This window comes from Rubrivivax benzoatilyticus JA2 = ATCC BAA-35 (assembly GCF_000190375.1).
GTDB classification, from domain to species: domain Bacteria; phylum Pseudomonadota; class Gammaproteobacteria; order Burkholderiales; family Burkholderiaceae_C; genus Rubrivivax; species Rubrivivax benzoatilyticus.
In genome coordinates, this window is record NZ_AEWG01000061.1 from 44,840 (window position 1) to 70,065 (window position 25,226).

25 protein-coding genes are annotated in these 25,226 nt (G+C 71.6%); 2 read left to right on the forward strand and 23 right to left on the reverse strand.

Features of this window, described 5'->3' with window-relative positions; translation table 11 throughout:
• Positions 1 to 3 precede the first annotated feature (3 nt).
• The 21 genes from RBXJA2T_RS06515 to RBXJA2T_RS06615 all read right to left on the reverse strand — a co-directional run bounded on the left by RBXJA2T_RS06515 (position 4) and on the right by RBXJA2T_RS06615 (position 21,220).
• A complete protein-coding gene (locus RBXJA2T_RS06515) occupies positions 4 to 681 on the reverse strand; it encodes an ABC transporter ATP-binding protein (RefSeq protein ID WP_029718521.1) in 678 nt (225 codons plus the stop codon).
• The gene (locus tag RBXJA2T_RS06520; protein WP_375136162.1) at positions 678 to 1,511 is read right to left on the reverse strand and encodes an ABC transporter permease; all 834 of its coding nucleotides are present in this window, start codon (positions 1,509 to 1,511) and stop codon (positions 678 to 680) included. The genes RBXJA2T_RS06515 and RBXJA2T_RS06520 overlap by 4 nt, the downstream gene beginning before the upstream one ends.
• Positions 1,495 to 2,610 (reverse strand): KpsE/RkpR family capsule polysaccharide export protein, encoded by a 1,116-nt coding sequence (locus tag RBXJA2T_RS06525; protein WP_009856547.1) that lies wholly within the window; start codon positions 2,608 to 2,610, stop codon positions 1,495 to 1,497. Before RBXJA2T_RS06525 ends, RBXJA2T_RS06520 begins: the two co-directional genes overlap by 17 nt.
• Positions 2,607 to 3,740: a glycosyltransferase gene (locus RBXJA2T_RS06530; RefSeq protein ID WP_009856548.1), complete on the reverse strand. Its 1,134-nt coding sequence runs from the start codon at positions 3,738 to 3,740 to the stop codon at positions 2,607 to 2,609. Before RBXJA2T_RS06530 ends, RBXJA2T_RS06525 begins: the two co-directional genes overlap by 4 nt.
• A 10-nt stretch (positions 3,741 to 3,750) precedes the next feature.
• The gene (locus RBXJA2T_RS06535; RefSeq protein ID WP_009856549.1) at positions 3,751 to 5,145 is read right to left on the reverse strand and encodes a mannose-1-phosphate guanylyltransferase/mannose-6-phosphate isomerase; all 1,395 of its coding nucleotides are present in this window, start codon (positions 5,143 to 5,145) and stop codon (positions 3,751 to 3,753) included.
• A gap of 76 nt (positions 5,146 to 5,221) precedes the next feature.
• Complete coding sequence (locus RBXJA2T_RS06540; protein ID WP_138938800.1) at positions 5,222 to 6,331, reverse strand: glycosyltransferase family 4 protein; 1,110 nt, start codon at positions 6,329 to 6,331, stop codon at positions 5,222 to 5,224.
• A complete protein-coding gene (gene rfbC, locus RBXJA2T_RS06545) occupies positions 6,324 to 6,899 on the reverse strand; it encodes a dTDP-4-dehydrorhamnose 3,5-epimerase (protein WP_009856551.1) in 576 nt (191 codons plus the stop codon). Before rfbC ends, RBXJA2T_RS06540 begins: the two co-directional genes overlap by 8 nt.
• 2 nt (positions 6,900 to 6,901) lie before the next feature.
• Positions 6,902 to 7,783, reverse strand: coding sequence for a glucose-1-phosphate thymidylyltransferase RfbA (rfbA, locus tag RBXJA2T_RS06550; RefSeq protein ID WP_009856552.1), 882 nt, complete (start codon positions 7,781 to 7,783; stop codon positions 6,902 to 6,904).
• The gene (gene rfbD, locus RBXJA2T_RS06555; RefSeq protein ID WP_009856553.1) at positions 7,784 to 8,683 is read right to left on the reverse strand and encodes a dTDP-4-dehydrorhamnose reductase; all 900 of its coding nucleotides are present in this window, start codon (positions 8,681 to 8,683) and stop codon (positions 7,784 to 7,786) included.
• On the reverse strand, positions 8,680 to 9,744 hold the full coding sequence (rfbB, locus tag RBXJA2T_RS06560; protein ID WP_009856554.1) for a dTDP-glucose 4,6-dehydratase: 1,065 nt from the start codon (positions 9,742 to 9,744) through the stop codon (positions 8,680 to 8,682). The genes rfbD and rfbB overlap by 4 nt, the downstream gene beginning before the upstream one ends.
• A gap of 34 nt (positions 9,745 to 9,778) precedes the next feature.
• Positions 9,779 to 11,662 (reverse strand): polysaccharide biosynthesis protein, encoded by a 1,884-nt coding sequence (locus RBXJA2T_RS06565; RefSeq protein ID WP_037290094.1) that lies wholly within the window; start codon positions 11,660 to 11,662, stop codon positions 9,779 to 9,781.
• Positions 11,663 to 11,737: 75 nt separating this feature from the next.
• A complete protein-coding gene (locus tag RBXJA2T_RS06570) occupies positions 11,738 to 12,331 on the reverse strand; it encodes a sugar transferase (protein WP_009856556.1) in 594 nt (197 codons plus the stop codon).
• Positions 12,328 to 12,903, reverse strand: coding sequence for a Uma2 family endonuclease (locus tag RBXJA2T_RS06575; RefSeq protein WP_009856557.1), 576 nt, complete (start codon positions 12,901 to 12,903; stop codon positions 12,328 to 12,330). Before RBXJA2T_RS06575 ends, RBXJA2T_RS06570 begins: the two co-directional genes overlap by 4 nt.
• 24 nt (positions 12,904 to 12,927) lie before the next feature.
• On the reverse strand, positions 12,928 to 14,088 hold the full coding sequence (locus tag RBXJA2T_RS06580) for a DegT/DnrJ/EryC1/StrS family aminotransferase (protein WP_009856558.1): 1,161 nt from the start codon (positions 14,086 to 14,088) through the stop codon (positions 12,928 to 12,930).
• Between the two features lie 146 nt (positions 14,089 to 14,234).
• Positions 14,235 to 15,461 carry a glycosyltransferase family 4 protein gene (locus RBXJA2T_RS06585; RefSeq protein WP_009856559.1) on the reverse strand — a complete coding sequence of 409 codons (1,227 nt, stop codon included), beginning with the start codon at positions 15,459 to 15,461 and terminating at the stop codon, positions 14,235 to 14,237.
• A complete protein-coding gene (locus RBXJA2T_RS06590) occupies positions 15,458 to 16,522 on the reverse strand; it encodes a glycosyltransferase (protein ID WP_009856560.1) in 1,065 nt (354 codons plus the stop codon). The genes RBXJA2T_RS06585 and RBXJA2T_RS06590 overlap by 4 nt, the downstream gene beginning before the upstream one ends.
• 44 nt (positions 16,523 to 16,566) lie before the next feature.
• Entirely contained in the window at positions 16,567 to 17,148 is a 582-nt protein-coding gene (locus RBXJA2T_RS06595) for an acyltransferase (RefSeq protein WP_009856561.1), read from the reverse strand.
• Entirely contained in the window at positions 17,145 to 18,431 is a 1,287-nt protein-coding gene (locus RBXJA2T_RS06600; RefSeq protein WP_009856562.1) for an MATE family efflux transporter, read from the reverse strand. The genes RBXJA2T_RS06595 and RBXJA2T_RS06600 overlap by 4 nt, the downstream gene beginning before the upstream one ends.
• Before the next feature lie 16 nt (positions 18,432 to 18,447).
• Positions 18,448 to 19,533, reverse strand: coding sequence for a DegT/DnrJ/EryC1/StrS family aminotransferase (locus RBXJA2T_RS06605; protein WP_009856563.1), 1,086 nt, complete (start codon positions 19,531 to 19,533; stop codon positions 18,448 to 18,450).
• Positions 19,515 to 20,090: an acyltransferase gene (locus RBXJA2T_RS06610; protein WP_009856564.1), complete on the reverse strand. Its 576-nt coding sequence runs from the start codon at positions 20,088 to 20,090 to the stop codon at positions 19,515 to 19,517. Before RBXJA2T_RS06610 ends, RBXJA2T_RS06605 begins: the two co-directional genes overlap by 19 nt.
• A 65-nt stretch (positions 20,091 to 20,155) precedes the next feature.
• Entirely contained in the window at positions 20,156 to 21,220 is a 1,065-nt protein-coding gene (locus tag RBXJA2T_RS06615; RefSeq protein ID WP_029718525.1) for a Gfo/Idh/MocA family protein, read from the reverse strand.
• A gap of 54 nt (positions 21,221 to 21,274) precedes the next feature.
• Here RBXJA2T_RS06615 and lysS point away from each other — a divergent pair, with 54 nt between their 5' ends.
• Both lysS and RBXJA2T_RS06625 read left to right on the forward strand, forming a co-directional pair.
• Positions 21,275 to 22,753: a lysine--tRNA ligase gene (gene lysS / locus RBXJA2T_RS06620; RefSeq protein ID WP_009856566.1), complete on the forward strand. Its 1,479-nt coding sequence runs from the start codon at positions 21,275 to 21,277 to the stop codon at positions 22,751 to 22,753.
• Positions 22,754 to 22,794: 41 nt separating this feature from the next.
• Positions 22,795 to 23,340, forward strand: coding sequence for a PNPOx family protein (locus RBXJA2T_RS06625; protein WP_009856567.1), 546 nt, complete (start codon positions 22,795 to 22,797; stop codon positions 23,338 to 23,340).
• A 202-nt stretch (positions 23,341 to 23,542) separates the two neighbouring features.
• Here RBXJA2T_RS06625 and RBXJA2T_RS06630 read toward each other — a convergent pair whose 3' ends face one another.
• Entirely contained in the window at positions 23,543 to 24,337 is a 795-nt protein-coding gene (locus tag RBXJA2T_RS06630; protein WP_009856568.1) for an enoyl-CoA hydratase, read from the reverse strand.
• 66 nt (positions 24,338 to 24,403) lie between these two features.
• Positions 24,404 to 25,226 (reverse strand): DUF3108 domain-containing protein (locus RBXJA2T_RS06635; RefSeq protein WP_009856569.1); only part of this gene is annotated, 823 nt, incomplete at its 5' end.

The window sequence follows — 25,226 nt, forward strand, 5'->3', positions numbered from 1 at the left end:
GCCTCAATCGAATCGGGGGCCGGGAGGCGGCACCACGGCCTGTTCGTAGAACTCGTAGGCCTGATCGACATGGTCGAACTCGTAGAGTCGGCCCAGGTGCAGCACGGCCGCGCGTTCGCAGTAGGAGCGGATGATGTTCGGATCGTGGGACACCAGGATGAAGGCGCGGTCGCGGCGCTTGACGAAGAGTTCGTGGTGGCAGCGGTCGCCGAAGCGCGAATCGCCCACGGCCATGCCCTCGTCGATCAGGAAGCAGTCGAACTCGATGGCCATGGACAGCGCGAACGCGAGGCGCATCGACATGCCGGCCGAATAGTGCAGCACCGGCTCGTTCAGATAGATGCCGAGTTCGGTGAACTCCTCGACGAATGGCACCAGGGGCCGCCAGTCAACGCCATAGACCCGGCAGACGAACTTGAGGTTGTCCAGCCCCGTCAGGTGCGCCTGGAAGGCGCCCGTGAAGGCCAGCGGCCAGCTCACGCTCATGCGGCGGTCGATGCGCCCCGAGGTCGGGTTCTCGGCGCCGCTGAGCAGGCGCACCAGCGTGCTCTTGCCGGCACCGTTGCGCCCCAGGATGCCGATATGCCGTCCACGGGCCAGTTCGAAGCTCACGTGGTCCAGCACCAGCCTCCGGCCGCCGCGGGTGCCGTAGTACTTGCACACATTCTCGAGCCGGATCATCGCTGTCCCACGCGCTGTGCGGCGTCCCGCAGCAGCGCCAGGCTGACGGCGGTCAGCACCAGGTTGCAGCCGGCCATGTAGGCCACGTCGTAGTGGGTGCGGACCACCTGGCCGAAATAGCCCTCGCGAATGATCTCGACGCCGTGGACCATGGGCAGCAGCAGCACCACTTCGGCCATGTTGCTGGGCAGCCAGTCGACCATGAAGGCGGCGCCGGAGAGGGGGAACAGCAGGTAGGACACCGGGTGCCATAGCCGGTCGACGATCTCGCTGTAGGCCGTCGCAGCACCGATCAGCATCGACAGACCTGCGCCGAACCAGGCCAGCATGACCCAGCCGCCAAGAACCGTCAGCGGGTCGTGCGGCAACTGAATCCATTCGCCCCAGGTGAAGATACAGGCCAGCACGATGAACGAGGCCGTCGCCCCACCCATCTCTAGGATGATGCGGGTGATCATCACGTCGATGATGCAGACATTGCGGTGGTAGAGCAGCGTCAGGTTCTGGGCGATACCGCTGGCGCAGCGGGTCACGGTGTTGCGCCACATCAGTACCGACGAGTACCCGGTGATGGCGAAGGCGACGATGGGCATGCTGGAACCATGGTTCATGCCCGCGGCCGACCACAGCGTCGCCACGCCCAGCGTGAACAGCATGGGCTCTCCGACCAGCCACAGCACGCCGATGTTCTCGCGCCCATAGCGCGTGATCACCTCGCGCATCAGTAGCGCCCAGATCACCCTTCTCTGGATCTGCAGGGACTGCAGAAGCGTCGTGCGCACCGGCGGCGGCTCGGCCACGCCGGCGAGTTCCTCAGTTCTGGTGTTCACGGATGCTCGCCACCACCATGCTCACGATGCCCCACAGCAGAAGGCCGACGAAGAACACCGTCAGCACACTGCGCATCCGCCGCGGCTCCACCGCCCGGTCCGGCTCGTTCGGCTGCACCAGCCGCTCAAGGTAGAGCTGCTTGCGCGCCGCCTCGTTGCGCGCCGTGTCCAGCGCGGTGAGCGACGCGGCGAGCTGGCGGTCGGCAAAGGTCTTCTCCAGCAGCAGGCGGTCGTACTGCGGCGACTTGGCGCTCAGGCCGCCGCTGCGGCCCAGCACGCGCGAGTTCTCCTCGGCGACGGCCTTGCGCAGCGAGTCCACCCGCGCCTGCAGCACCGAGACCTGCGGGTTGCGCGGCGACACGCGCCGCACCTGGTCGAGCTGGGTCTCGGCCGCCAGAAGTTCCTCGCGGACCTTGGCCACGCCCTGCAGCTGCAGCGCGCTCTGGCGGTCCGGGTCGAAGACGCCGCGGTCGCTGCGGAACGACGACAGCGCCGCCGCCGCCTCCTTGGAACGCTCCTCGGCCAGCCGCACCTCGCTCTCGGCCACCTGGATCAGGTCCTGCCGGCTGCGGATGTTCATCGTGTTGACCAGGCGCTCGCCCATCTCGAGCAATTGCTCGTTGATGCGCTTGGCGTCGGCAGCGGTGTAGGCACGGACCTTCAGCACGCTGATCGACGACACCGTGTCGTACTCGATCGCGACGTGCTTCAGGTAGTGGCGGTGCAGCGCCTCGAAGCTGTCGTCCCAGGGTTCGGTGGGGAAGCGGTTGACGCGGTCGATGGCCGGCGCCGAGAACGCCTGGCGCAGCTGCAGCCGCTCGTCGAGCTCGCGCAGCGCGTCGCGGCTCTGGATGAAGTCGTGCACGGAGTAGGTGTCGTCCTGGCTGCGCGAGAAGCCGGTGCCCTGCAGCAAGGCGCCGAGCCCGGTCTGGTTGGACCGCTGCGGGCTGCGCACGACGAAGCGCGACTCGGAGACGTAGACGTCGGAGGCGACGACGCCGTAATAGACGACCGCCAAGGCGGTGGGGATCAGCACCGTGACGATGAAGAGGGCATCGAAACGGCGCCGAAGGCGCTGCAGGCGGGAGGAAATCGTCATGCGTTCAATGGCGGCGCGAGCCGCTGGTACAGATGCAACATGCGCGTGCTCATCAGCGCGCCGCCGAACTCTTGCTCGTAGCGGCGCCGTGCCGCGGCGCCGCAGCGTGCGCGCAGCGCGTCGTCCGTCAGGAGGCGGGCCAGCGCCCCGGCGAGCGCCGCACGGTCTCCGGCCGGGACGTTGTAGCCGGTCTCGCCGTCGCGGTTGACCCACGGAACGCCGGAGCCCGGGAGATCGGTGGCGACGATGGGCTTGCCCATGACCATCGCCTCGAGCATCGCGACGCCGTAGGCCTCCGCGCGCACGGTGGAGGACATGCAGAAGACGTCGCAGGCCTCGAAGTGGCTGGCCAGCTCGTGGTCGGGGATGTGCCCCAGCAGGTGCACCTTTCCCGCCAGGCCGAGGTGGTTGACCATCGACCTGAAGCGTTCCAACAGTTCACCGTCGCCCCCGATCAGGACTGCGCAATCGTCGGGGAGCGCGGCGGCCGCTTCGATCAGCACGTCGAACCCCTTGTAGTAGGTCATCCGGCCGAGGGCGAAGACCAGCCGTCGGTCGCGGAAGCGGCGGCGCAGCGCCGCAGCCTGCAGGCTGCAGGCCTCGCCGCGATTGTCGCTGATGCCGATCGGCACGACCTCGACCTTGTCGCGCCAGCGGGCCAGCGGGCGCGAGGCCTGCGCGTAGGGGGGGCTCGTCGCCACCACGGCGTCGGCGCGGCCGAGCAGCCAGTCCTGCAGCGGCTCGTAGGCCCAGAGGGCACGGCGCTGGCGGATCACGTCGCTGTGCCAGTGCACGACCAGGCGGCACGCCGGCCGCGCCAGCCAGAACGCCGCCGCGGCCATCGGGTCGGGCATGTGCAGGTGCACGATGTCGCTGTGCCGGGCCATGCGGGCCAGGTGCCAGGGCATCGACGGCGCGATCGAGGTCGACATCACGGTGCCCAGCTTGCCGGCCCTGCGGATCTCGCCGCCGCCGGGCAAATGTTCCGCGACCCCCGGGTAGCGCGAGTGCGAGCACAGCACGTCGACCGCCACGCCGTGGCGGCGCAGGCCCTCGGTGAGCTCCCACGCGACGGACTCGATGCCGCCGGCCACCGGCGGATAGAACTTGCTGAGCTGCAGCACCCGCATCGAGCCTGCCTCAGACGCGGCCGTAGCTGTCTTCGACCCTGACGATGTCGTCCTCGCCGAGATAGCTGCCGGACTGCACCTCGATGATCTCCAGCGGCACCTTGCCCGGATTGGACAGGCGATGGAGCTCGCCGACGGGGATGTGGGTGCCCTGGTTCTCGGCGAGCAGGCTCACCCGGCCGCCGATCGTGACCTCGGCCGTGCCGCTGACGACGATCCAGTGCTCGGCGCGGTGGTGGTGCATCTGCAGGCTCAGGCTCGCGCCCGGCTTGACCATGATGCGCTTGACCTGGAAACGCTCGCCGAAGTCGACGCTGTCGTACCAGCCCCAGGGGCGGTGGACCTTGCGGTGCAGCGTGTGCTCGCCGCGCTGCTCGCGGCCGAGCCGGGTGACGATCCGCTTGACGTCCTGGCTGCGCCCCAGGTCCGACACCAGCACGGCATCGGGCGTCTCGACGACCACGACGTTCTCGAGCCCGACGGCCGCCACCAGGCGGTCGCTGGCGTGCACCAGCGTGTTGCGGCAGTCCTCGACGACGGCGTCGCCGACGGTGGCGTTGCCGGCCGCGTCGCGCGGCAGCGTCTGCCACACGGCATCCCAGGCCCCCAGGTCGTTCCAGCCGGCGTCCAGGATCTCCATGCCGATCGGCAGCACGCCGGGGCAGCGCTCGAGCACGGCGTAGTCGACCGATTCGGCGGGTACGGCGCTGAACTCGTCGCGGCCCGGCCGCACGAACAGCGCGTCGGCACGGCGCGCGCCCCAGGCGACGTGCACGGCCTGGGCGATGTCGCCGCGAAAACGCTGCAGCGCCTGCAGCCACACCGACGCCCGCAACACGAAGATGCCGGCGTTCCAGAAGTAGCCGCCTTCGAGCAGATAGCGCTGCGCCGTGGCCGCGTCGGGCTTCTCGACGAAGCGTGTCACGCGCGGGCCGTCGGCGCGGATGTAGCCGTACCCGGTCTCGGGCCGGTCGGGGCGGATGCCGAGGATCACGATCTCGCCGTCGCCGGCTCGCCGCACGGCCTGCTGCAGCGCCGCGCGATAGGCCGTCTCGTCGGCGATCGACGCATCGGCGGGCGTGACCACGAGCACCGGGTCGCCGCCCTGCTCCAGCGCCCGCAGCGCCGCCAGCGTGACGGCCGGCGCGGTGTTGCGCCCGGCGGGCTCCAGCAGCACGGTCCCGGGCTCGAGGCCGGCTTCGCGCAGCTGGTCCAGGATCAGGAAACGGTGCTCCTCGTTGCCGACGACCAGCGCCGGCGCGACCCCGAGGCCTGGCCCGGCCAGCGCCGCCAGCCTCCGGGCGGTCTGCTGCAACAGGCTGTCGTGGCCGCCGAGCACCAGGAACTGCTTCGGGAATCCGGCCCGCGACAGCGGCCAGAGCCGTGTTCCCGAGCCACCGGCCATGATCACCGGTTGCACAACGCCTCCCCGCATTGAACTCCCTGAGAGATGGATCAAACCGGGCATTGTGCCCCGCCGTTCATGACAGCTCCGGAACGGCGCCCGTGACCAGGAGGACGTCCAGCAACTCGCCCGCGGCGGCATCCCAGCGGCGCGTGGCGGCGTGCTCGCGGCCCTGCTGCGCCAGCACCCGGCGGCGCGCGGGATCGTCCAGCAGCGTGCGCAGGCCGCGGGCGATCGCCTGCGGATCGGTGCCGTCGAAACAGGCCGCCGCGCTGCCGCAGGTCTCCAGCAGCGCCGGGATCGGCGCCACGATCACCGGGCAGCCGTGCTGCATCGCCTCCAGCGGCGGCAGGCCGAAACCTTCGTACAGCGACGGGAAGGCCATCAGGGTGGCTGCGCGGTAGAGCGCGACGAGCTCGGCGTCGTTCATCGGCCCGGCCAGCACGAGGCCCGGGGTGTCGGGCCAGTGCACGTCGCCGAAGACCCGGTCGCGCCGGCCGCCGGCCACGACCAGCGGCGGCGCGTCCGGGCCCAGCAGCGCATGGGCCCGGGCCAGGGCCGGGAGGTTCTTCGACGGATTGCTGCTGCCGACCGCCAGCACGAAGGGGCGGCCGGCGACGCCGAGCCGCGCGAGCACCGAGGCGTCGGGCACGACATCCTGCAGATGGTCGGCGCCGTTGCGCACGACGAAGATCGGCGCTGCCGGCTGCAGCACCGCCTGCAGCCGCTGGCGCGAGAACTCCGACACCGTCAGCAGCGCCACCGCCCGGCGGCCGAGGCGGCGGAACAGCCAGCGGTACCAGCGCACGAACGCGGGGCGGTAGGCCCAGGGGCAGTCGAAGACCGCGGCGTCGTGCAGCATCGCGAGGTGTCGGCGCGCGAACGCCGGCGCGGCGCCGGCCAGGCTGAGCAGCCAGCCGTCGCGCGCCGCCCAGGGCAGCACGGCCTGCTCCCACAGGTGCAGCGCCAGCCCGCGTGGCCCGACGCGGCGCACGGCGATGTTGTGCAGCACGGGCGCGTCACCGCCGGGAGGACACAGCAGCACGAAGCGCCCCGCCGGCACGCGGGTGTCGAGCGCCTGCAGCAGCGCCGTCGCCACGCGCTGCACGCCAGTCGTGCGCTGGGCGACGAACTTGCCGTTGACGTAGACGACGCGCGCTTCCCTGTCCGCGCCGGGCTCAGACACCACTGCCGACGGCGTCCTTCAGCGCGGCGGCCCGCGCGTCACGCTCGCTCAGGCGCGGCGGTGCGCCGTTGGGCAGCGAGGGCCAGCGGATGGCGAGATCGGGGTCGTCCCAGCGGATGCCGCCTTCGCAGGGCGCGGCATAGACGTCGGTCGTCTTGTAGAGCACCTGGGTGTCGTCCTCCAGCGCCAGGAACCCGTGCGCGAAGCCCTCGGGGATCCAGATCTGCCGCCGGTTCACGGCGTCCAGCTCGACCCCGAACCACTGGCCGAAGTGCGCCGACCCGCGCCGGATGTCGACCGCGACGTCGAACGCCCGGCCCTTGACCACCCGCACCAGCTTGCCCTGGGCGTGCGGCGGCAGCTGGTAGTGCAGCCCGCGCAGCACGCCGGCATGGCTGCACGAATGGTTGTCCTGCACGAAGGGCCGCGGCTGGGGCTCGCCCAGCTCGTCGAGCGCACGGCGCCAGCGCGGCTCGTTGAAGGTCTCCATGAACCAGCCGCGCTCGTCGCCGTACACGGCGGGCTCGACGATCAGCACGCCCGGCAGCGGGGTCTTCACGAGCTTCATCGTCAGAACGCCTTCTGGTCCAGCAACTGCATCAGGTAGCGCCCGTAGCCGTTCTTCAGCATCGGCTGCGCCAGCTGCTCGAGCTGCGCGGCGTCGATCCAGCCGGCGCGGTAGGCGATCTCCTCGGGGCAGGCCACCTTCAGCCCCTGGCGCTTCTCCAGCGTGGCGATGAACTGGCCGGCCTCGAGCAGGCTGTCGTGGGTGCCGGTGTCCAGCCAGGCGTAGCCGCGGCCCATGATCTCGACCTCCAGCTCGCCTTGCTGCAGGTAGCGCGCGTTGACGTCGGTGATCTCCAGCTCGCCGCGCGCGCTGGGGCGGATGCTGGCGGCGATGTCGCAGACCTGCTCGTCGTAGAAGTACAGCCCGGTGACGGCGTAGTTGCTCTTCGGCGCCTTGGGCTTCTCCTCGATCGACAGCGCGTGCCGGTTGTCGTCGAACTCGACGACGCCGTAACGCTCCGGGTCCTGCACGTGGTAGGCGAAGACGGTGGCGCCGTGCTCGCGCTCGTCGGCACGCTTGAGCAGCGCGTTGAAGTCGTGGCCGTAGAAGATGTTGTCGCCCAGCACCAGCGCGCTCGGCCGGCCGCCGATGAAGTCGCGCCCGAGGATGAAGGCCTGCGCCAGGCCGTCGGGGCTGGGCTGCACGCAGTACGAGAACGACACGCCCCAGCGGCTGCCGTCGCCCAGCAGCGCCTCGAAGCGCGGCAGGTCCTGCGGGGTGCTGATGACGAGGATCTCGCGGATGCCGGCCAGCATCAGCGCCGTCAGCGGGTAGTACACCATCGGCTTGTCGTACACCGGCAGCAGCTGCTTGCTGACCGCCAGCGTGGCCGGGTGCAGCCGGGTGCCGGAGCCCCCGGCGAGGATGATGCCGCGTCGGGCCATTTATCGGTCTCCAGCGGGAGTCAGGATCTCGTCGAGCATGCGCCGCACGCCGTCCTGCCAGGGCGGCAGGTGCAGGCCGAAACGCTCGCGCAGCGCGCTGGTGTCCAGCCGCGAGTTCAGCGGCCGGCGGGCCGGCGTCGGGTAGTCGCTCGTCGGCACCGGCTCGATCGCGTCGGGCGTGATGCGCAGCGTGTGCCCGGCGGCACGCGCGTGCTCGACGACGAGACGGGCATAACCGTGCCAGCTCGTTTCGCCGCCGGCCACGCAGTGGTAGGTGCCGGCCAGCGACGGCGTGGCCATCGCCTGGCGCAGCGCGTGCGCGCTGACGTCGGCCAGCAGGTCGGCGCCGGTCGGGGCGCCGATCTGGTCGGCCACCACACGCAGCTTCTCGCGCTCGGCAGCGAGCTTCAGCATCGTCTTGGCGAAGTTGGCACCGCGTGCCGCGTAGACCCAGCTGGTGCGCAGGATCAGGTGGCGGCAGCCGCTGGCACGCACCTGCTCCTCGCCTTCGAGCTTGGTGCGGCCGTAGACCGACAGCGGGCCGGTGGGTGCGTCCTCGGCGCGGGCATGCGTGCCACTGCCGTCGAAGACGTAGTCGGTCGAGTAGTGCACGAGCCAGGCGCCACGCGCCGCGGCCTCGCGCGCCAGCAGGCCCGGGGCCTCGGCGTTGATCGTGCGCGCCAGCTCGGGCTCGCTCTCGGCGCGGTCGACGGCGGTGTGCGCGGCGGCGTTGACGATGACGTCGGGGCGGTGCGTGTCGAGCAGCGCCGGCAGCGTCTCGGGGCGCGAGAAGTCGGCGCCGGTGTCGCGGTCCAGGGCCACCAGCGTGCCCAGCGGCGCCAGCGCACGCTGCAGCTCCCAGCCGAGTTGGCCGCCGCAGCCCAGCAGCATCAGCTTCATGCCGTCTCCCCGTAGTGGCGCTGCAGCCAGTCGCGGTAGGCGCCGCTCTGCACGCGCGCGACCCAGTCCGCATGGTCCAGGTACCAGGCCACCGTCTTGCGGATGCCGGTCTCGAAGGTCTCGGCCGGGCGCCAGCCGAGTTCACGCTCGATCTTGCGCGCGTCGATCGCGTAGCGGCGGTCGTGGCCGGGGCGGTCCTTCACGTGCGTGATCAGGCGCGCGTGGGGGCCGGCCGGGTCGGGCCGCAGTTCGTCGAGCAGCGCGCAGACGGTGTGCACGATCTCGATGTTGGGCTTCTCGTTCCAGCCGCCGACGTTGTAGGTCTCGCCCGGCCGGCCGCGCTCGAGCACGGTGCGGATGGCGCTGCAGTGGTCGCCGACGTAGAGCCAGTCGCGCACCTGGCGGCCGTCGCCGTAGACCGGCAGCGGCTTGCCGGCGAGCGCGTTGACGATCAGCAGCGGGATCAGCTTCTCGGGGAAGTGGAAGGGCCCGTAGTTGTTGCTGCAGTTGGTCGTCAGCACCGGCAGGCCGTAGGTGTGGTGCCAGGCCCGCACGAGGTGGTCGCTGGCGGCCTTGCTGGCGCTGTACGGGCTGTTGGGCTCGAACGGGTGGGTCTCGGTGAAGGCCGGCGCGTCGGGCGCCAGGCTGCCGTAGACCTCGTCGGTGCTGACGTGGTGGAAGCGGAACTGCGCCCGTACGGCCTCGGGCAGCGTGCTCCAGAAGCCGCGTGCGGCCTCCAGCAGCGTGTACGTGCCGTTGACGTTGGTGCGGATGAACTCGCCAGGGCCGTGGATCGAGCGGTCGACGTGGCTCTCGGCGGCGAAGTGCACGACGGCACGCGGGCGATGCTCGGCCAGCAGCGTGTCGACCAGCGCCCGGTCGCCGATGTCGCCGCGCACGAAGACGTGGCGCGCGTCGCCGTCCAGGCTGGCCAGGTTCTCCAGGTTGCCGGCGTAGGTGAGCGCGTCGAGGTTGACGACGGGCTCGTCGCTGCCACGCAGCCAGTCGAGCACGAAGTTGCTGCCGATGAAGCCGGCGCCGCCAGTCACGAGGATCGTCATGTTCGGTCGCTGGTTGGGGCCAGCGGCCATTCTTTCACGCCGCGGGCCGGTACTCGGACACCACCTGGCGCAGAGTCTCCCTCACTTCGACGTCCCGTGCCTGCCCGGTTGCCGCCCAGCGCAGCAGCGCGCCGATCTCGCCCGGCCCCTCGGCCAGCCGCGCGATGCGCAGCCGCGGCACCGCCGTCGGCAGCGTGTCGTCGGCGTCGGCCAGCAGTTCCTCGTAGAGCTTCTCGCCAGGGCGCAGGCCGCTGAAGACGATCGGGATCTCCTGCGGCGTGTGGCCGGCCAGGCGGATCAGGTCGCGCGCCAGGTCGACGATGCGCACCGGCTCGCCCATGTCCAGCACCAGCACCTGGCCGCTCTCGCCCACCGCCGCGGCCTGCAGCACCAGGCGCGCGGCCTCGGGGATGGTCATGAAGTAGCGGATGATGTCCGGGTGCGTCACCGTCACCGGGCCGCCGCGCGCGATCTGCTCCTTGAACTTCGGGATCACGCTGCCGCTGGAGCCGAGCACGTTGCCGAAACGCACGGCCATGAAGCGCGTGCCCGGGTGCGACGCCGCCATCATGCTGACCACCATCTCGGCGGCGCGTTTGGTGGCGCCCATCACGTTGGTCGGGTTGACGGCCTTGTCGGTGCTGATCAGCACGAAACGCGCGCAGCCGGCCTCGGCCGCGGCCAGCGCCGCGTGGTAGGTGCCCAGCGTGTTGTTGCGCAGCGCGGCCAGCGCGTTGTGCTCCTCCTCCATCAGCGGCACGTGCTTGAACGCGGCGGCGTGGAAGACGACGTCGGGCCGCCAGGCGGCGCAGGCCGCCCGCAGGTGCGCGAGGTCCTTGACGTCGCCGATCAGGCGCACCAGCACGACGTTCGGGAAGGCCTGCGACAGCTCCTGCTCGATGGTGTAGAGGTTGAACTCGCTGAGCTCGTACAGCACCACGCGCGCCGGCGCGAAACGCGCCACCTGGCGGCACAGCTCGCTGCCGATGCTGCCGCCGGCGCCGGTGATCAGCACCGTGCGCCCGGCGATCACCGCGGCCACGCCGCTGTCGTCCAGCCGCACCGGCTCGCGGCCCAGCAGGTCCTCGGGCTCGATCTCGCGCAGCCGCTCGATGCGGCTCTGGCCGGTGCGCAGCTCGTCGACGCTGGGCACCGTGACCACCGGCAGCCCGGTGCCGGCGGCCAGGTCCAGCGCCCGCCGGCGCTGGGCCCGTGTGGCCGACGGCAGCGCGACGACGACGTGGGTGGCCGCGCCGCGCACCGCCTTGTCGGCGATGGCGTCCAGCGGCCCGAGCACCGGCACGCCGCCGATGCGTGCGCCGTGTTTGGCCGGATCGTCGTCGAGCAGGCCCAGCACGATCCAGCCCTGCTCGCGGATGCCGGCCAGCAGCAGCCGCGCCGCGGCCCCGGCGCCCATCACGACGGCGCGGCGGATCTCGCGATCGCTGCCGGTGATGCGCTGGCGCGCGTGTTCGTAGAGCATGCGGTAGGCCACGCGCACGACGCACACGCCCATCAGCGCGACGAAGGGATGCAGCGCCAGCACCGCACGCGGCACCTTGGCCAGCCCCAGGCCCATGACGACGGCCGCCGAGACGCTGCCGGCCAGCACGCAGGCCAGCGTCAGCCGCTGGACCTCGCCGAAGCCGGAGAAGCGCCACATCGCCTGCGGCACACGCAGCGCCGCGAAGGCCACCAGGTAGGCGCAGACGACGCCCAGCATCACCCAGGGGTCGTAACTCGGCCGGGCCTCGATCCAGCGCTCGAAGCCGAGGCGGAACAGGTAGGTGACGTTCCAGCAGAACGCGATGACCAGCGCGTCCACCAGCAGCGACAGCGGCTCGCGGTGCGGGCGGATGCGCGCCAGCGCGAGGTCCAGGCGGTGCCAGAGGGTGGGCGGAGTGCCGGCGGGGCTCACGCGCGCGTCGGAGGAGCGATCGGGGTTCGACACGAGCGGCACGCGCAAGGCCAGGCAGAAAGCAAGCCGGTCATTTTATGAGCGCCCCAGCAGCACGCCGACGCTGCGCAGCAGCACGCCCAGGTCGGTCCACAGCGTCGCACGCTCGGCGTAGGCGGCGGCGGCCTGCAGCTTGCGCGGCAGCAGCACCTCGACGTATTCACGCTCGGGGTCGGCGGCGCGCGCCAGCCGCTCGCTCTCGTCGGCGTAGGCCAGCGACACCGGGTCGGTGATGCCCGGGCGCACCGACAGCACACGCTCGCGCAGTTCGGGCGGGTAGAACGCCACGTAGCGCGGCACCTCGGGGCGCGGGCCGACGAGGCTCATCGTGCCCTGCAGCACGTCGATGAACTGCGGCAGCTCGTCGATGCGCGTGCGCCGCAGCCAGCGGCCGACACGCGTGATGCGCGGGTCGTCGCCGACGGTGATCTGCAGCCCCGGCGCGCCCTCGCGCATCGTGCGGAACTTGTGGATGCGAAACGGCACCCCGCCGCGGCCCACACGCTGCTGGCGGAAGAACACCGGCCCCGGCGAATCGAGCTTGACGGCCAGCGCCGCAGCCAGCAGCAGCGGCGACAGCAGCAGCAGCGCGACGGCGGCGCCGACGAGATCGAACAGGCGTTTGCTCAACGGATCTCGGCAGGCGGCGCGTCGACGCCGTCGAAGAGCTCGCTCATCGGGATGCGGCCGTCCAGGCAGGCGACTTCCAGCGTGTCGGACTCGCTCATGTCGTGGATGAACCACTGGCCGGCGGCGTCGCGGCGGAAGGCTTCGACACGGCGCGAGTCCGGGTCGACGACGAGGTACTCGCGCAGCGACGGGATGCGGCGGTAGAGCGCGAACTTCAGCCCGCGGTCGTAGGCGACGGTCGACGGCGACAACACCTCGACGACGAGCAGCGGAGAGCGGAAGACGATGTCGGTGGCCAGGTCGGCCTGGTCGCAGGTGACGAAGACGTCGGGATACAGGACGGTGTCGTCGCCGATCTGGAGCTTGGCGGACTCGCCGAAGACGCGGCAGCCCGAGCCCTTGACGTGCTGCCGCAGCCCGGCTCGCAGGTTGTCGACGACGACGGCATGCACACGCCGCGCCCCGACCATCGCAAACACCTCGCCGCGGTGGAACTCGTGGCGCTCGGGCTGTTCGTTCTCCCAGGCGAGAAAGGCTTCCAGACCGAGGACAGGCTTGGCGAGCACGTTCATCGCAGGCACCTCCGTGGCGCCATCCTAGCGCCCCAGCGCCACGCGCACCGCCGCCGCGACACGCTCGACATCGGCGTCGTCCATGCGGGTGTAGATCGGCAGGCTGGCGATGCGTTCGTAGGTGTGCTGGGCGCGCGGGAACTGCGCCGGGTCCAGGCCGTAGCGCTCGCGCCAGTACGGGTGCAGGTGCAGCGGGATGTAGTGCACGCTGCAGCCGATGCCCTGCTCGAACATGCGCTCGATGAAACGATCGCGGGTGACGCCGGCCTCGTCGGTCAGCCGCACCGGGTACAGGTGCCAGGCGTGCAGGTCGCCGGCGGCAGGCTGGGGCGGCAGCAGCAGCGGCAGGCCGGCCAGCAGTTCGTCGTAACGCGCCGCGATCGCCGCGCGGCGCTGCTGGAAGGCGTGGGCGCGCTTGAGCTGGTGGATGCCCAGCGCCGCGGCGATGTCGGTCAGGTTGTACTTGAAGCCGGGCGCGACGATCTCGTAGTACCAGCTCGGCACCTTGGCGGTGAAGCGGTCGAAGGCGTCGCGGCTCATGCCGTGCAGGCGCATCACCCGGGCGCGTTTGGCCAGTTCGGCGTCGCGCGTGACCAGCATGCCGCCTTCGCCGGTGGTGATGGTCTTGTTGGCGTAGAAGCTGAACACCGTGGCGTCGCTGGCCAGCGTGCCGACCAGCGCGCCGCCGCAGGTGGTGGGCAGCGCATGCGCCGCGTCCTCGACGACCTTCAGGCCGTGGCGGCGCGCGATGTCCAGGATCGCCGGCATGTCGGCCGCCAGGCCGCCGTAGTGCACCGGCAGGATGGCCTTGGTGCGCGGGCCGATCGCCGCCTCGATGGCGGCGGGGTCGATGTTCAGCGTCGCCGGATCGTGGTCGACGAGCTTCACGTCGGCGCCCAGGTAGCGCACGACCTCGGCGGTGGCGGTGAAGGTCCAGGTCGTCGTGACGACCTCGTCGCCGGGGCCGACGCCGGCGGCTTCCAGCGCCAGGTGCAGGCCGGCGGTGGCCGAGTTGACGGCGATGCAGTGGTACTGCTCGCCGCCCAGGAAAGCGGCGAAGTCCTGCTCGAAGCAGCGTGCCTTGGGGCCGGTGGTCACCCAGCCGGAACGCAGCGTGTCGACGACTTCGGCGATCTCGTCCTCGCCGATTTCCGGCAGGGCAAAGGGGAGGAAAGGCTGGGTCACGCGGCGGTTCCGTGGGGAGCGAAGACGGGATTGTCGCAAGGGCGGCTGGGAAGGCTGGGGTCAGGTCCCTGGAAGGCTGGGGTCAGGTCCCGTGAGGACCTGACCCCACCGCCGCTTGACCCCACCGCCGCTGCCCCCTCCGCCGCTCACCGCACCGCGGCCGGCCCCACCGCGTCGAGAAAGCGCCGCGCCAGCACCGGGTAGGTGTGATGCGCGAGCACGAAGGCGCGGCCGCGTTCGCCCATCGCGCGGCGTTCGTCGGCCGGCAGCGCGGCCAGCCGGCGCAGGCCGTCGGCGACGGCCGCCGGGTCCTGCGGCGCGACGGTCAGGCCGCAGCCGGCCTCGGCCACCGGGTCGTTGCCGGCATCGACCGAATGCAGCACGGCGCGGCGCGCCATCATGTAGTCCATCAGCTTGTTCGGCGCGATGCCAAAGCGGTAGATCGGCACGCGCTGCCAGCCGATGTAGGCGATGTCGCAGCGCGCCAGAAAGGCCGGCACCTGGGCCTTCGGGATCGGCGGCAGCATCGTCACGTTGGCCAGGCCTTCGTCGGCCACGCGCCGCGCCAGCCGCGCCTGCTCGTGGCCGCTGCCGACGAGCACGAAACGCAGCGGCTCGTGCCGCACGAGCTTCGCCGCGTCGAGCAGCGTGTCCAGCGCGTTCGGCAGCCCCATCGAGCCGGCATAGCCGACCACGGTGCCGGCGGCGGCCGCGGCGTCCAGCGCGGCGGCGACGTCCTCGCGCAGCGGCGGCGGCTCGGCCTCCCATTCGTCGAGCGTGATGCCGTTGGGCACGACGTGCAGCCGGGTCAGGTCCAGCCCGCGCGAAGCCATGTAGCCGTGCACCTTGGGCAGCATCGAGATCACGTGGTCGGCATGGCGGTAGGCATGGTCCTCGGCGGCCTGGCACAGCATGATGAACGGGTGCCGGCGCGACATGCCCGACAGCTCGATCGGGCTCAGCGGCCAGAGGTCGTGCACCTCGTAGACGAGCTTCGCGCCGGCACGGCGCGCCAGCCGCTGCGCCACCCAGATGTCCATCGGGTAGGTGCTGGACGCGACGACGACGTCGGGGCGGAACTCGCGCACCAGGCGCGGCGTGTCGGCCCAGACGGCACGCAGATAGGCCCCGATGTTCTTCACCCGCCCCAGGCCGTTGCCCTGGTACGGCGGCGTCTTGTAGAAGCGGTAGCCGATGCCATCGACACGCTGGTCCCCGGCGGGCGGCTGGTGGGTGCGCACGTGCGAGAAGTCGGCCCCGAGCAGCAGCACTTCGTGCCCGGCACGCACCCATTCGCGCGCCAGGTAATACGGCCGGTACTCCATGCCCAGTGCCGGCGAGCCGACGTAGTGGTTCAGCACCAGCAGCTTCATCGCGGCTCCAGCGCCAGCAGGCGGTCGACGAAGGCGCGCACGCGCGGCGCGAACAAGGCCTCGCGTTCGACCCACGCGCGGTTGGCGGCGGCGATGGCCTCGGCACGGGCGGCCAGCGGCGCCAGGCGGTCGGGTGTCAGGCGCTCGCCGGCGGCGAGCACGATGCCGTTGTCGCCGTCGCGCACCAGCTCGCGGTTGGCCGGCAGGTCCGAGACGATGGGGATGCAGCCGTGGGCCATCGCCTCCAGCACCGAGACCGAGACCGAGTCGCTGGTCGGCAGGCTCAGGTACCAGAGCGCGCGGGCATACCAGCCGGCCTGGGTGTCGGCGTCGAGCCGGCCGACGAAGGTGGTGCGTGCATCCGCCATCGCCTGCAGCTCGGCGCGCAGCGAGCCGTCGTTGGCGACGACCAGGCGCAGCTCGTCACCCGGCAGCGCGGCGAAGGCCTGCAGCACACGCTCGGGGGCGTAGATCGGCTCCAGCCCGCGGTTGGCGAAGAACAGCGTGCTGTCCTTGGCCGGCGGCGCCGGCGGCATGGTCTCCAGCCCGAACGGGAAGACCATGATGTCGAAGGCGCCGAGCGCCCGCATCTTCTCGGCCATCGCCTGCGAGTCGCTGGTCGTCAGCACGCAGGCGCGCAGCACGCGGCGTGTCAGCGCGCGCAGCGCCGTGCTCTTCTGCGGCGCGACGAGGATGTCGCTGCCCCAGGCCGAGCCGACGAGCCGGCCGCGCACGCCGTACAGCCGCTGCGCCAGCCAGGCCAGCGTGCCGTGCGAGGTGAGGTAGTGCGCGTGCAGCCACTCGGGGTGCACGCGGTGCAGCCAGCGCGCCAGCCGTGGCAGTTGCTTCAGCAGGCCGATGTTGCCGCCGCCGGCGTCGGGCCGCGTGGCCAGCGCCAGCCGCCGCGCGGGCGGCACGATGGTGTCGAAACCGGAGAGGAAACCACGGCTGGACGCGACCCAGAGCTCCAGCTCGGGCAGCGCCGCCAGCGCACGCGCCCACTTCAGCAGGTGCGGGCTCTCGGCGTCGCCGATCAGCGCGTAACGGATGGGAGATGTCATCGAAGATTGAACGCTCGGGCGCGCGTCAGGACGACCGCGCGCCCTCAGGAGCCGCCCGCGCCGGTGCGCCGCACCCACTCGTCGTAGTCGGCCCGGGCGTCGGGGTGCGCCGCGAACCAGGCTTCGTCGGCTTCGCGCGTGTCGCCGATCACGCGCGCCGGCTGGCCGGCGACGATCGCGAAGTCGGGCACCTCGCCGCTGACATAACTGAAGGCGCGCACCAGCACGCCGCGGCCGATGCGGCTGCCCGGCGCGACGACGCTGTGCGCGCCGATGAAGCTGTAGGCGCCGATCACCGTCGGCGCACGCCGGTAGCCGGGCGGGTCGGCTTCGCCCCAGTAGCGGCGCCCGGCCAGGCGCACGGCCTGGTGGCTGGAATGGCTGAGCACGACGCAGTGGGTGGAGATCTGGCAGCCCTCGCCGATCGTCAGCCCGCCCGAGGCGTCGATGAAGTTGAACGGGCCGATGTAGACGTGGTCCTCGATCTGCAGCCGCTCGGGCGCCTCCAGCCGCGACGCGCCGCTGATGCGCGTGTGGGCCAGCCAGACGCCGTCGCCGCGCCGCCAGCCGTAGAACATGCGCGGGCCGAACAGCGTGCGCCACCAGCGCTGCAGCGTCTCCTTCATCGCCCTGGACCTCCGGTGCGGGATGCTAGCGCCCGCAGGCCGTCGGCCCAGTGACGGCCAGGGCGCAGCACCGTCGCCAGCGGCCAGCCTGCGGCGGTGGCGAAACGCCGCGCCAGCAGCAGCACCGACACGCCGTAGGCGAGCGAGGCCGCCAGCGCCGCCCCCGCCGCGCCCCAGTGCGGCACCAGCAGCACGGACAGCGCCGCGTTCGCCGCGAGCGAGCCGGCGGCGATGCGCGCCGGCACCTGCGGCTGGCCGGCGTGGTTGGTGAAGAAGGCCGACATCGCCGACGCGCCGCCGAAGGCCAGCACGCCGGGCAGCAGCAGCGCCAGCGGCAGCAGGCTCGCGGCATAGGCCGGCCCCAGCGCCCGCGGCAGGATCAGCGCCGCCGCCCCCCAGAGCAGCGGCGCCGCCGCCAGCAGCGCCAGCCAGCTGAGGTGCAGCGCACGCAGCGTCGTCTGGGCCGCGCGCTCGCGGTCGGGCGTGCCGATGCGGCCGTAGACGGCCTGCGTCAGCGAGCCCGAGACGAACCACAGCAGCTCGGCGACCATCACCGCGATCGAATAGACGCCGGTCGCCGACAGCCCCAGCACACGTTCGACGACGAACAGGCCGACGCGGTAGTTGGCCAGCGAGACGAGGTTCGTCAGCGCGATCGTCGCGACGAAAGGCAGCTCGGCGCGCAAGGCGCCGAGGTCGGGCGAGGCCAGCCGGCCGCCGCGCGCCAGCAGCACCAGCAGCACGAGGCCGACCGTCACCTTGGCCGCCACCCAGCAGGCCAGCAGCGCCGGCAGCGCCAGCGCCTGGGCCAGCGCGACGGCGCCCAGCGCGGCCAGAGCCAGCGCCGGTGGCGCCACCGAGACCAGCGCCATCGGCGCCATGCGCCCTTGCCCCAGCCAGAGCCCGGCGACGTTGGGCGCCAGAAGCAGCAGCGGCGCGGCCAGCGCCAGCATCCACAGCGAGGCGTAGGCCGGCGGGCCGACACGCGAAAACAGCCACAGCCCGAGCCCGGCCACGGCGCCAGCGGCGACGCAGGCCAGGACCACCGCGCCCAGCAGCGCCGGCGAAGATTCGCCGTGGTGCGACACACGCCGCGCCAGCGCGACGCCGAAGCCCGACATCAGCGCCAGCAGCAGCCCTTCGACGCTGGTGAACAGCGCGAAAACGCCCTGCTGCTCGGTGCCCAGGCGTGCGGCCACCGTCGTCAGCGCCAGCACCAGGCCGACGGCGGCCAGCCGGGCCGCGAGGTTGATCGCGGTGCCGCGGGCGACGGCGCGGCTCATCGCGGCCGGCGCGCCCTCAGGCCAGCGCGCGGCGCAGCGCCGCGGCGACGGTGTCCTGGTCGGCCTCGGACAGGTCGGCGCTCATCGGCAGGCTCAGCACACGCTGCGCCAGGCGCGCGGCCACCGGGCAGGCGTCGGGCGTGGCGTAGGCGGCGTAGGCCGGCTGGTGGTGCAGCGGCACCGGGTAGTGCACGGCGGTCGGCACGCCGGCGGCCTTCAGCGCGGCCTGCACGGCCTCGCGTCCGTCGACCATCACCGTGTACTGGGCGTAGACCGAGTTGCGGTCGGGCCGCACCGTGACCTGCTCGACGCCGGCCAGCAGCTCGCGGTAACGCGCGCCGATCGCCGCGCGGCGCTGCAGCTCCCAGTCGAAACGTTCGAGCTTGGCGAGCACGACGGCGCACTGCAGCGTGTCCATGCGGCCGCCGACGCCCAGCCGGGTGTGGCGGTAGCGCGCGCTCTGGCCGTGCACGCGGATCTCGCGTGCCGCCTGCGCCAGGCGGTCGTCGCTGGTGAACAGCGCACCGCCGTCGCCGTAGCAGCCCAGCGGCTTGCTCGGGAAGAAGCTGGTGGCGCCGAAGGTCGACAGCGCGCACGAGCGCCGGCCGCGGTAGACGGCGCCGAAGCTCTGCGCCGCGTCCTCGATGACCGCCAGGCCGTGGCGCGCGGCGATGGTGTTGATCTCGTCGAGGTCGGCGACCTGGCCGTAGAGGCTGACCGGCACGATGGCCTTGGTGCGCGGGCCGATCGCGGCCTCCAGCAGCGCGACGTCGAGGTTGGCGGTGTCGGGCTCGACGTCGACGAAGACCGGGCGTGCGCCGGCGAGCACGATGGTCTCGGCGGTCGCGGCGAAGCTGAACGGCGTCGTCAGCACCTCGTCGCCGGGCTGCAGGTCCAGCGCCATCAGCGCGATCAGCAGCGCCTCGGTGCCGCTGGCGACCGTGATGCAGTGCTTCGTGCCGGCGAAGCCAGCGAGCGCAGTCTCGAGCTCGGCGACCTCGGGGCCCATGATGTACTGGCCGTGGTCGAGCACACGCTGGATGCGCGCGTCGATCGAGCCCTTCAGCGCCGCGTACTGCGACTTCAGGTCGGTGAACTGCATGGAATCAGGGTGTCGCCGTCGAGGCGGTAGCGTTCGCCGGTGGCCGGGCATTCGGCCTCGCCGTGGCCGCGGGGCGGCAGCGCGAGGCGTTCGCCGTGGCGGCTCATCCAGCCGATGCGGCGCGCCGGCACGCCGACGACCAGCGCGTACGGCGGCACGTCGCGGCTGACCACGGCGCCGGCGCCGACGAAGGCGTATTCGCCGATCGTCGTGCCGCAGACGATGGTGCAGTTGGCGCCCAGCGTCGCGCCGCGGCGCACCAGCGTGCGCCGGTACTCGTGCTTGCGCGGCACCGCCGAACGCGGATTGAAGACGTTGGTGAAGACCATGCTCGGGCCGCAGAAGACGTCGTCCTCGAGCGTGACGGCGTCGTAGACCGAGACGTTGTTCTGGATCTTGACGTTGTCGCCGATGACGACGTCGTTGCCGACGTAGACGCCCTGCCCCAGCGAGCAGCCGGCGCCTATCGTCGCGCCGCCACAGACGTGGGCGAAGTGCCAGACGCGGGTGCCCTCGCCCAGCGTCGCGCCGTCGTCGACGATGGCGCTGGGGTGCACCGCCTCGCCCCCTCTCCCGCTCGCGGGAGAGGGGGCCTGACCGCGAGAGTCGGCCGGCGCTTGCATCAGAACACCAGCGGCAGGCCGACGCGAACGCCGTCGCGCGCGCTGCGGTAGGCGGCGATGATGACTTCGAGCGAGCGCAGGCCTTCGTAGCCGTCGACCTCGGCGCTCTTCTCGCCGCGCAACGTGCCAATGACGTTGTCGTAGTACAGCGGGTGGCCGGGGCCGTAGACCGAGGGCGCGGCGTAGCTGGCGTTCTTCACCGCCTCGTCCTCGGGCGCCGGGGTGTCGAACTCCCAGTGCTGGATCTGGTTGACGGCGACGCCGCCAATGCGCACCGTGCCGCGCTCGCCGAGGATCGTGATGCTGCCCTCGAAGTTCTTGCCGTGGGTCAGCATCGTCACGTTGATCGACGCCAGCCCGCCCTTGCGCAGCCGCAGCGACATCACGCCGGTGTCCTCGGCCTCGATGTCGCGGGCGAGCGTCGCGGTGTAGGCGTGCACGTTGTCGACCGGGCCGACCAGCCAGTCGACCATGTCGACGTAGTGGCTGGCCTGGTTCAGGAAGGCGCCGCCGTCCAGATCCCAGCGGCCGCGCCAGGGCGCGTCGTCGTAGTAGCTCTGCGGGCGCGTCCAGAAGACGTTGACGACGACGCAGTGGATGCGGCCGAAGCGCCCGGCGTCGACCGCGTGCTTGAGCAGCTGCATCGTCGGGTTGAGCCGGTTCTGCTTGACGACGAAGAGCTTGACGCCGGCGTCGCGGCAGACGCGCACCATCTCCATGCCTTCGTCCCACTTCGTCGCCATCGGCTTCTCGGTGAGCACGTGGCGGCCGGCGCGCGCGGCCTTCATCGCCTGGCGCGGGTGCAGGCCGCTGGGCGTGGCCAGCGTGACGATGTCGCAGTCGCTGGCTTCGAGCAGTTCGTCGAGGCTGGCATAGCCGGCGGCACCGGTCTTGGCGACCGCGGCGGCGAGGGCTTCGGGGCGGTTGTCGCAGACGGCGACGAGTTGGGCGCGGTCGGCGTGCTGCCGCAGCGCCTCCATGTGATTGGCCGAGATGCGGCCGCATCCGACCACGGCGAACCGGATCGGGCGCTGCACGATCGGCAGGCTGGGGCTGACTTTCATCGAACCGATCATTCTAGGCTGCGCCTAAAATTGCGGCACATCACCGGGCCCCCCATGACCGACGACAACCAACTGATCGCCGAACGCCGCGAGAAGCTGCAAGCCATCCGCGCCGCCGGCGTCGCTTTCCCGAACGACTTCAAGCCGCGCCACCACGCCGCGGACCTGCACCACCAGCACGGCCAGGTGCCCAACGAGGAGCTCGAGCCGAAGGCCGTCACGGTCTCGGTCGCCGGCCGCATGATGTTGAAGCGCGTGATGGGCAAGGCCTGCTTCGCGACGCTGCAGGACGCCACCGGCCGCATCCAGCTCTACGTCACGCAGGACGCCGTCGGGCCTGAGACGCTGGCCGCGTTCAAGCGCTGGGACCTGGGCGACATCCTCGGCTGCGAAGGCACGCTGTTCCGCACCAAGACCGGCGAGCTGTCGATCAAGGCGACGAACGTGCGCCTGCTGACCAAGAGCCTGCGCCCGCTGCCGGACAAGTTCCACGGCATGACCGATCAGGAGCAGAAGTACCGCCAGCGCTACGTCGACCTGATGACCGACGACGCCGCGCGCTCGCGTTTCGTCGCGCGCAGCAAGGCCGTCAGCTCGATCCGCCAGTACATGGTCGAGCACGGTTTCCTCGAGGTCGAGACGCCGATGCTGCACCCGATCCCGGGTGGCGCGAACGCCAAGCCTTTCGTCACGCACCACAACGCGCTGGACCAGGAGATGTTCCTGCGCATCGCGCCCGAGCTCTACCTGAAGCGGCTGCTGGTCGGCGGCTTCGAGCGTGTGTTCGAGATCAACCGCAACTTCCGCAACGAGGGGATCAGTGTCCGGCACAACCCCGAGTTCACGATGATGGAGTTCTACGCGGCGTACTGGACGCACCACGACCTGATGGACTTCACCGAACAGGTCCTGCGCCACGCCGCGCGCGCCGCCACCGGCAGCGCCACGCTGAGCTACGCCGGCCGCGAGGTCGACCTGGCCCAGCCGTTCGCCCGGCTGTCGGTGCGCAACTCGCTGGTCGTTCACGCCGGCGTCAGCGAGAGCGAGGCCGACGACGCCGCGGCGCTGCACGCCAGGCTGAAGGCGCTGGGCGAGGAGCCGCCGGCGCACTGGACGCTGGCCGAGCTGCAGTTCGGCCTGTTCGAGGCCGCGGTCGAAGACAAGCTCTGGCAGCCGACCTTCATCATCGACTACCCCGTCGAGGTCTCGCCGCTGGCGCGCGCGTCGGACAGCAACCCGTCGATCACCGAACGTTTCGAGCTCTTCATCACCGGGCGCGAGTACGCCAACGGCTTCTCCGAGCTCAACGACGCAGAGGACCAGGCGGCACGTTTCCAGGCCCAGGTGGCGAACAAGGACGCCGGCGACGAGGAGGCGATGTACTACGACGCCGACTTCATCCGCGCGCTGGAGTACGGCATGCCCCCGGCCGGTGGTTGCGGCATCGGCATCGACCGGCTCATCATGCTGCTGACCGACAGCCCCAGCATCCGCGACGTGATCCTGTTCCCCGCGCTGCGCCGGGAGGCCTGACGCGAGGAAAGCGGCGAGTCGGCAGCGGGAGACGAAAAAGAATGAACGAACGCCTGCACGACCTCGCCGCGATCGAGGACGCCGTCTGGCACGAACTGGGCCGCGCGACCGATTCGGCCCATGACTGGCACGTCGGCGTGCTCGCCACCACCGACGGCCAGCGCGCCGACGCCCGCAGCGTCGTGCTGCGCGAGGTCGAGCCGGCGGCGCATTCGCTGATCGTCTACACCGACGCCCGCAGCCCCAAGGTCGCGCACGTCGAGACCCATCCCGAAGGCGTGCTGGTGCTGTGGTCGGCGTCCCGCGGCTGGCAGCTGCGGGCGCACGTGCACGTGACGGTGGAGACCTCCGGCCTGGCCGTCTGGTCGCGCTGGGCCAAGCTGATGATGACGCCCGCGGCGCAGGACTACCTGTCGCCGCTGCCGCCCGGCAGCCGCATCGTCAAGCCGGTGCCCGAACGCGGCACCCGCGCCCACTTCGCGATGATGACGATGCGCGTCGACGCGCTCGACTGGCTGGAACTGCACCCCGAAGGCCAGCGCCGCGCGCTGTTCGACGCCGACGGCGGGCACTGGCTGGCGCCGTGACGCGGGCCGCGGGGGACGGGGATGGGACGGGGTCAGGTCCCACAGGACCTGACCCCTGCATTCCGGCGCCGCGAGGAGCGGCCGCAAGGGGGTCAGGTCTCACGAGACCTGACCCCGCACGTCCGGGGAAGGGGTCAGGTCCCACGGGACCTGACCCCGGACTTCTGACCCCGGACTTCTCGCACTTCGACCCCACACTTCCTCAGCGCTGCCTGAACACCGGCTTGCGCTTGGCGACGAAGGCCGCCATGCCTTCCTTCTGGTCCTCGGTGGCGAACAGCGCGTGGAACAGCCTGCGTTCGTAGCCCAGGCCGTCGGCCAGACCGGACTCGAAGGCGCGGTTGACGCACTCCTTGGCCATCATCACGCTCGGGCCGCTCTGGGCGTTGATGAGCTCGGCGGCGGCCAGCGCCTCGTCGAGCAGCGCTGCCGCCGGCACGACGCGCGACACCAGCCCGGCGCGCTCGGCCTCGGCGGCGTCCATCATGCGGGCCGTCAGGATCATGTCCATCGCCTTGGCCTTGCCCACCGCACGCGGCATCCGTTGCGTGCCGCCGGCGCCGGGGATGATGCCGAGCTTGATCTCGGGCTGGCCGAACTTCGCCGTGTCGGCGGCGATGATGAAGTCGCACATCATCGCCAGCTCGCAGCCGCCACCGAGCGCGAAGCCCGAGACCGCGGCGATGACGGGTTTCCTCACGCGCAGGATGCGCTCCCAGTTGCGCGTGATGAAGTCGCCCTTGTAGGCGTCCATGAAGCTGAAGCCGGCCATCGCGGTGATGTCGGCGCCGGCGGCGAAAGCCTTCTCGCTGCCGGTGATGACGATGCAGCCGACCGTGTCGTCGGCGTCGAAGGCGGCCAGCGCGTCGCCGAGCTGGTCCATCAGCGCGTCGTTCAGCGCGTTCAGCTGCTTGGGCCGGTTCAGCGTGACGAGCGCGGTGCGGCGTTCGCCGTCGCCTCGCAGTTCGGTCAGCACCAGGGGCTCGGGGGTCGTCATGCGGCGGTCTCCTGTCGTCGGTGAAGCGCCCGTGCGGGCTCGGCGCCGACTATGCCGCAAGCGCGTTCAGCTCGGCGTGGCCTGGCGCGGCAGCTGGCGGATCAGCAGGTCGACCCAGGTGTCGTCGTCCTGGCGGATGACGATGCGCACCGGCAGGTACTGCACCGTCGGCGCGACCCACATCTCGGCCGTCAGGTCCTTGCCCGGCCGCGCGCTGCCGCGCGGCTTGACGTGCACGGTGTCGAGATCGCCGAACGGCGCGTGCACGGTCTCGCGGCCGATGACGTCGTAGGTCCAGGTGTCGGCACGGCGCGGCAGCGCCAGCGGCAGCTGCACCGAGCGGCCGGGCTCCAGCAGCGCCGGCTGGGTGATGAACAGCCAGGTCATCTGCACGAACTGGCTGGCGCTGTCCTGCACGCCGTCGATCATCGGCAGCTCGCGGCCGTTGGCCAGGCGGATCACGTGGTCGTCGAAATGCACCGTGAGCTGGCGCGCGTCGCGGAACGCGGCCCGCGTCAGCTCGTCGTAGCGGCGCGGGCGCAGGCCGTGCTCGGTGACCTCGCCATCGCTGGACAGCCGGCGCGTGACCAGCGGCGCGAACGACGGGCCGATCTTCACCTCGACGATGACCTGGTACTGCCAGCCCACACGCAGCCACTCGACCGTGGCCTCGCCCTGCACCGGCCCGCGATAGTGGCCGGTCAGCGTGTAGCTCAGCTGCGTCGACGGCGGCCATTCGAACGGCGGCGCGCCGGCGGCCGCGTCGGCGCTGGCCACGGGTTGCGGCATGCCCGGCAGCGGCACCGGCGGTTCGGGCGGCGGCCCCAGGGTCTCGTCGCCGACGGCGACGGGGGTCTCCGGGGGCGCTTGCGTCTCGGCGACGGCCGTC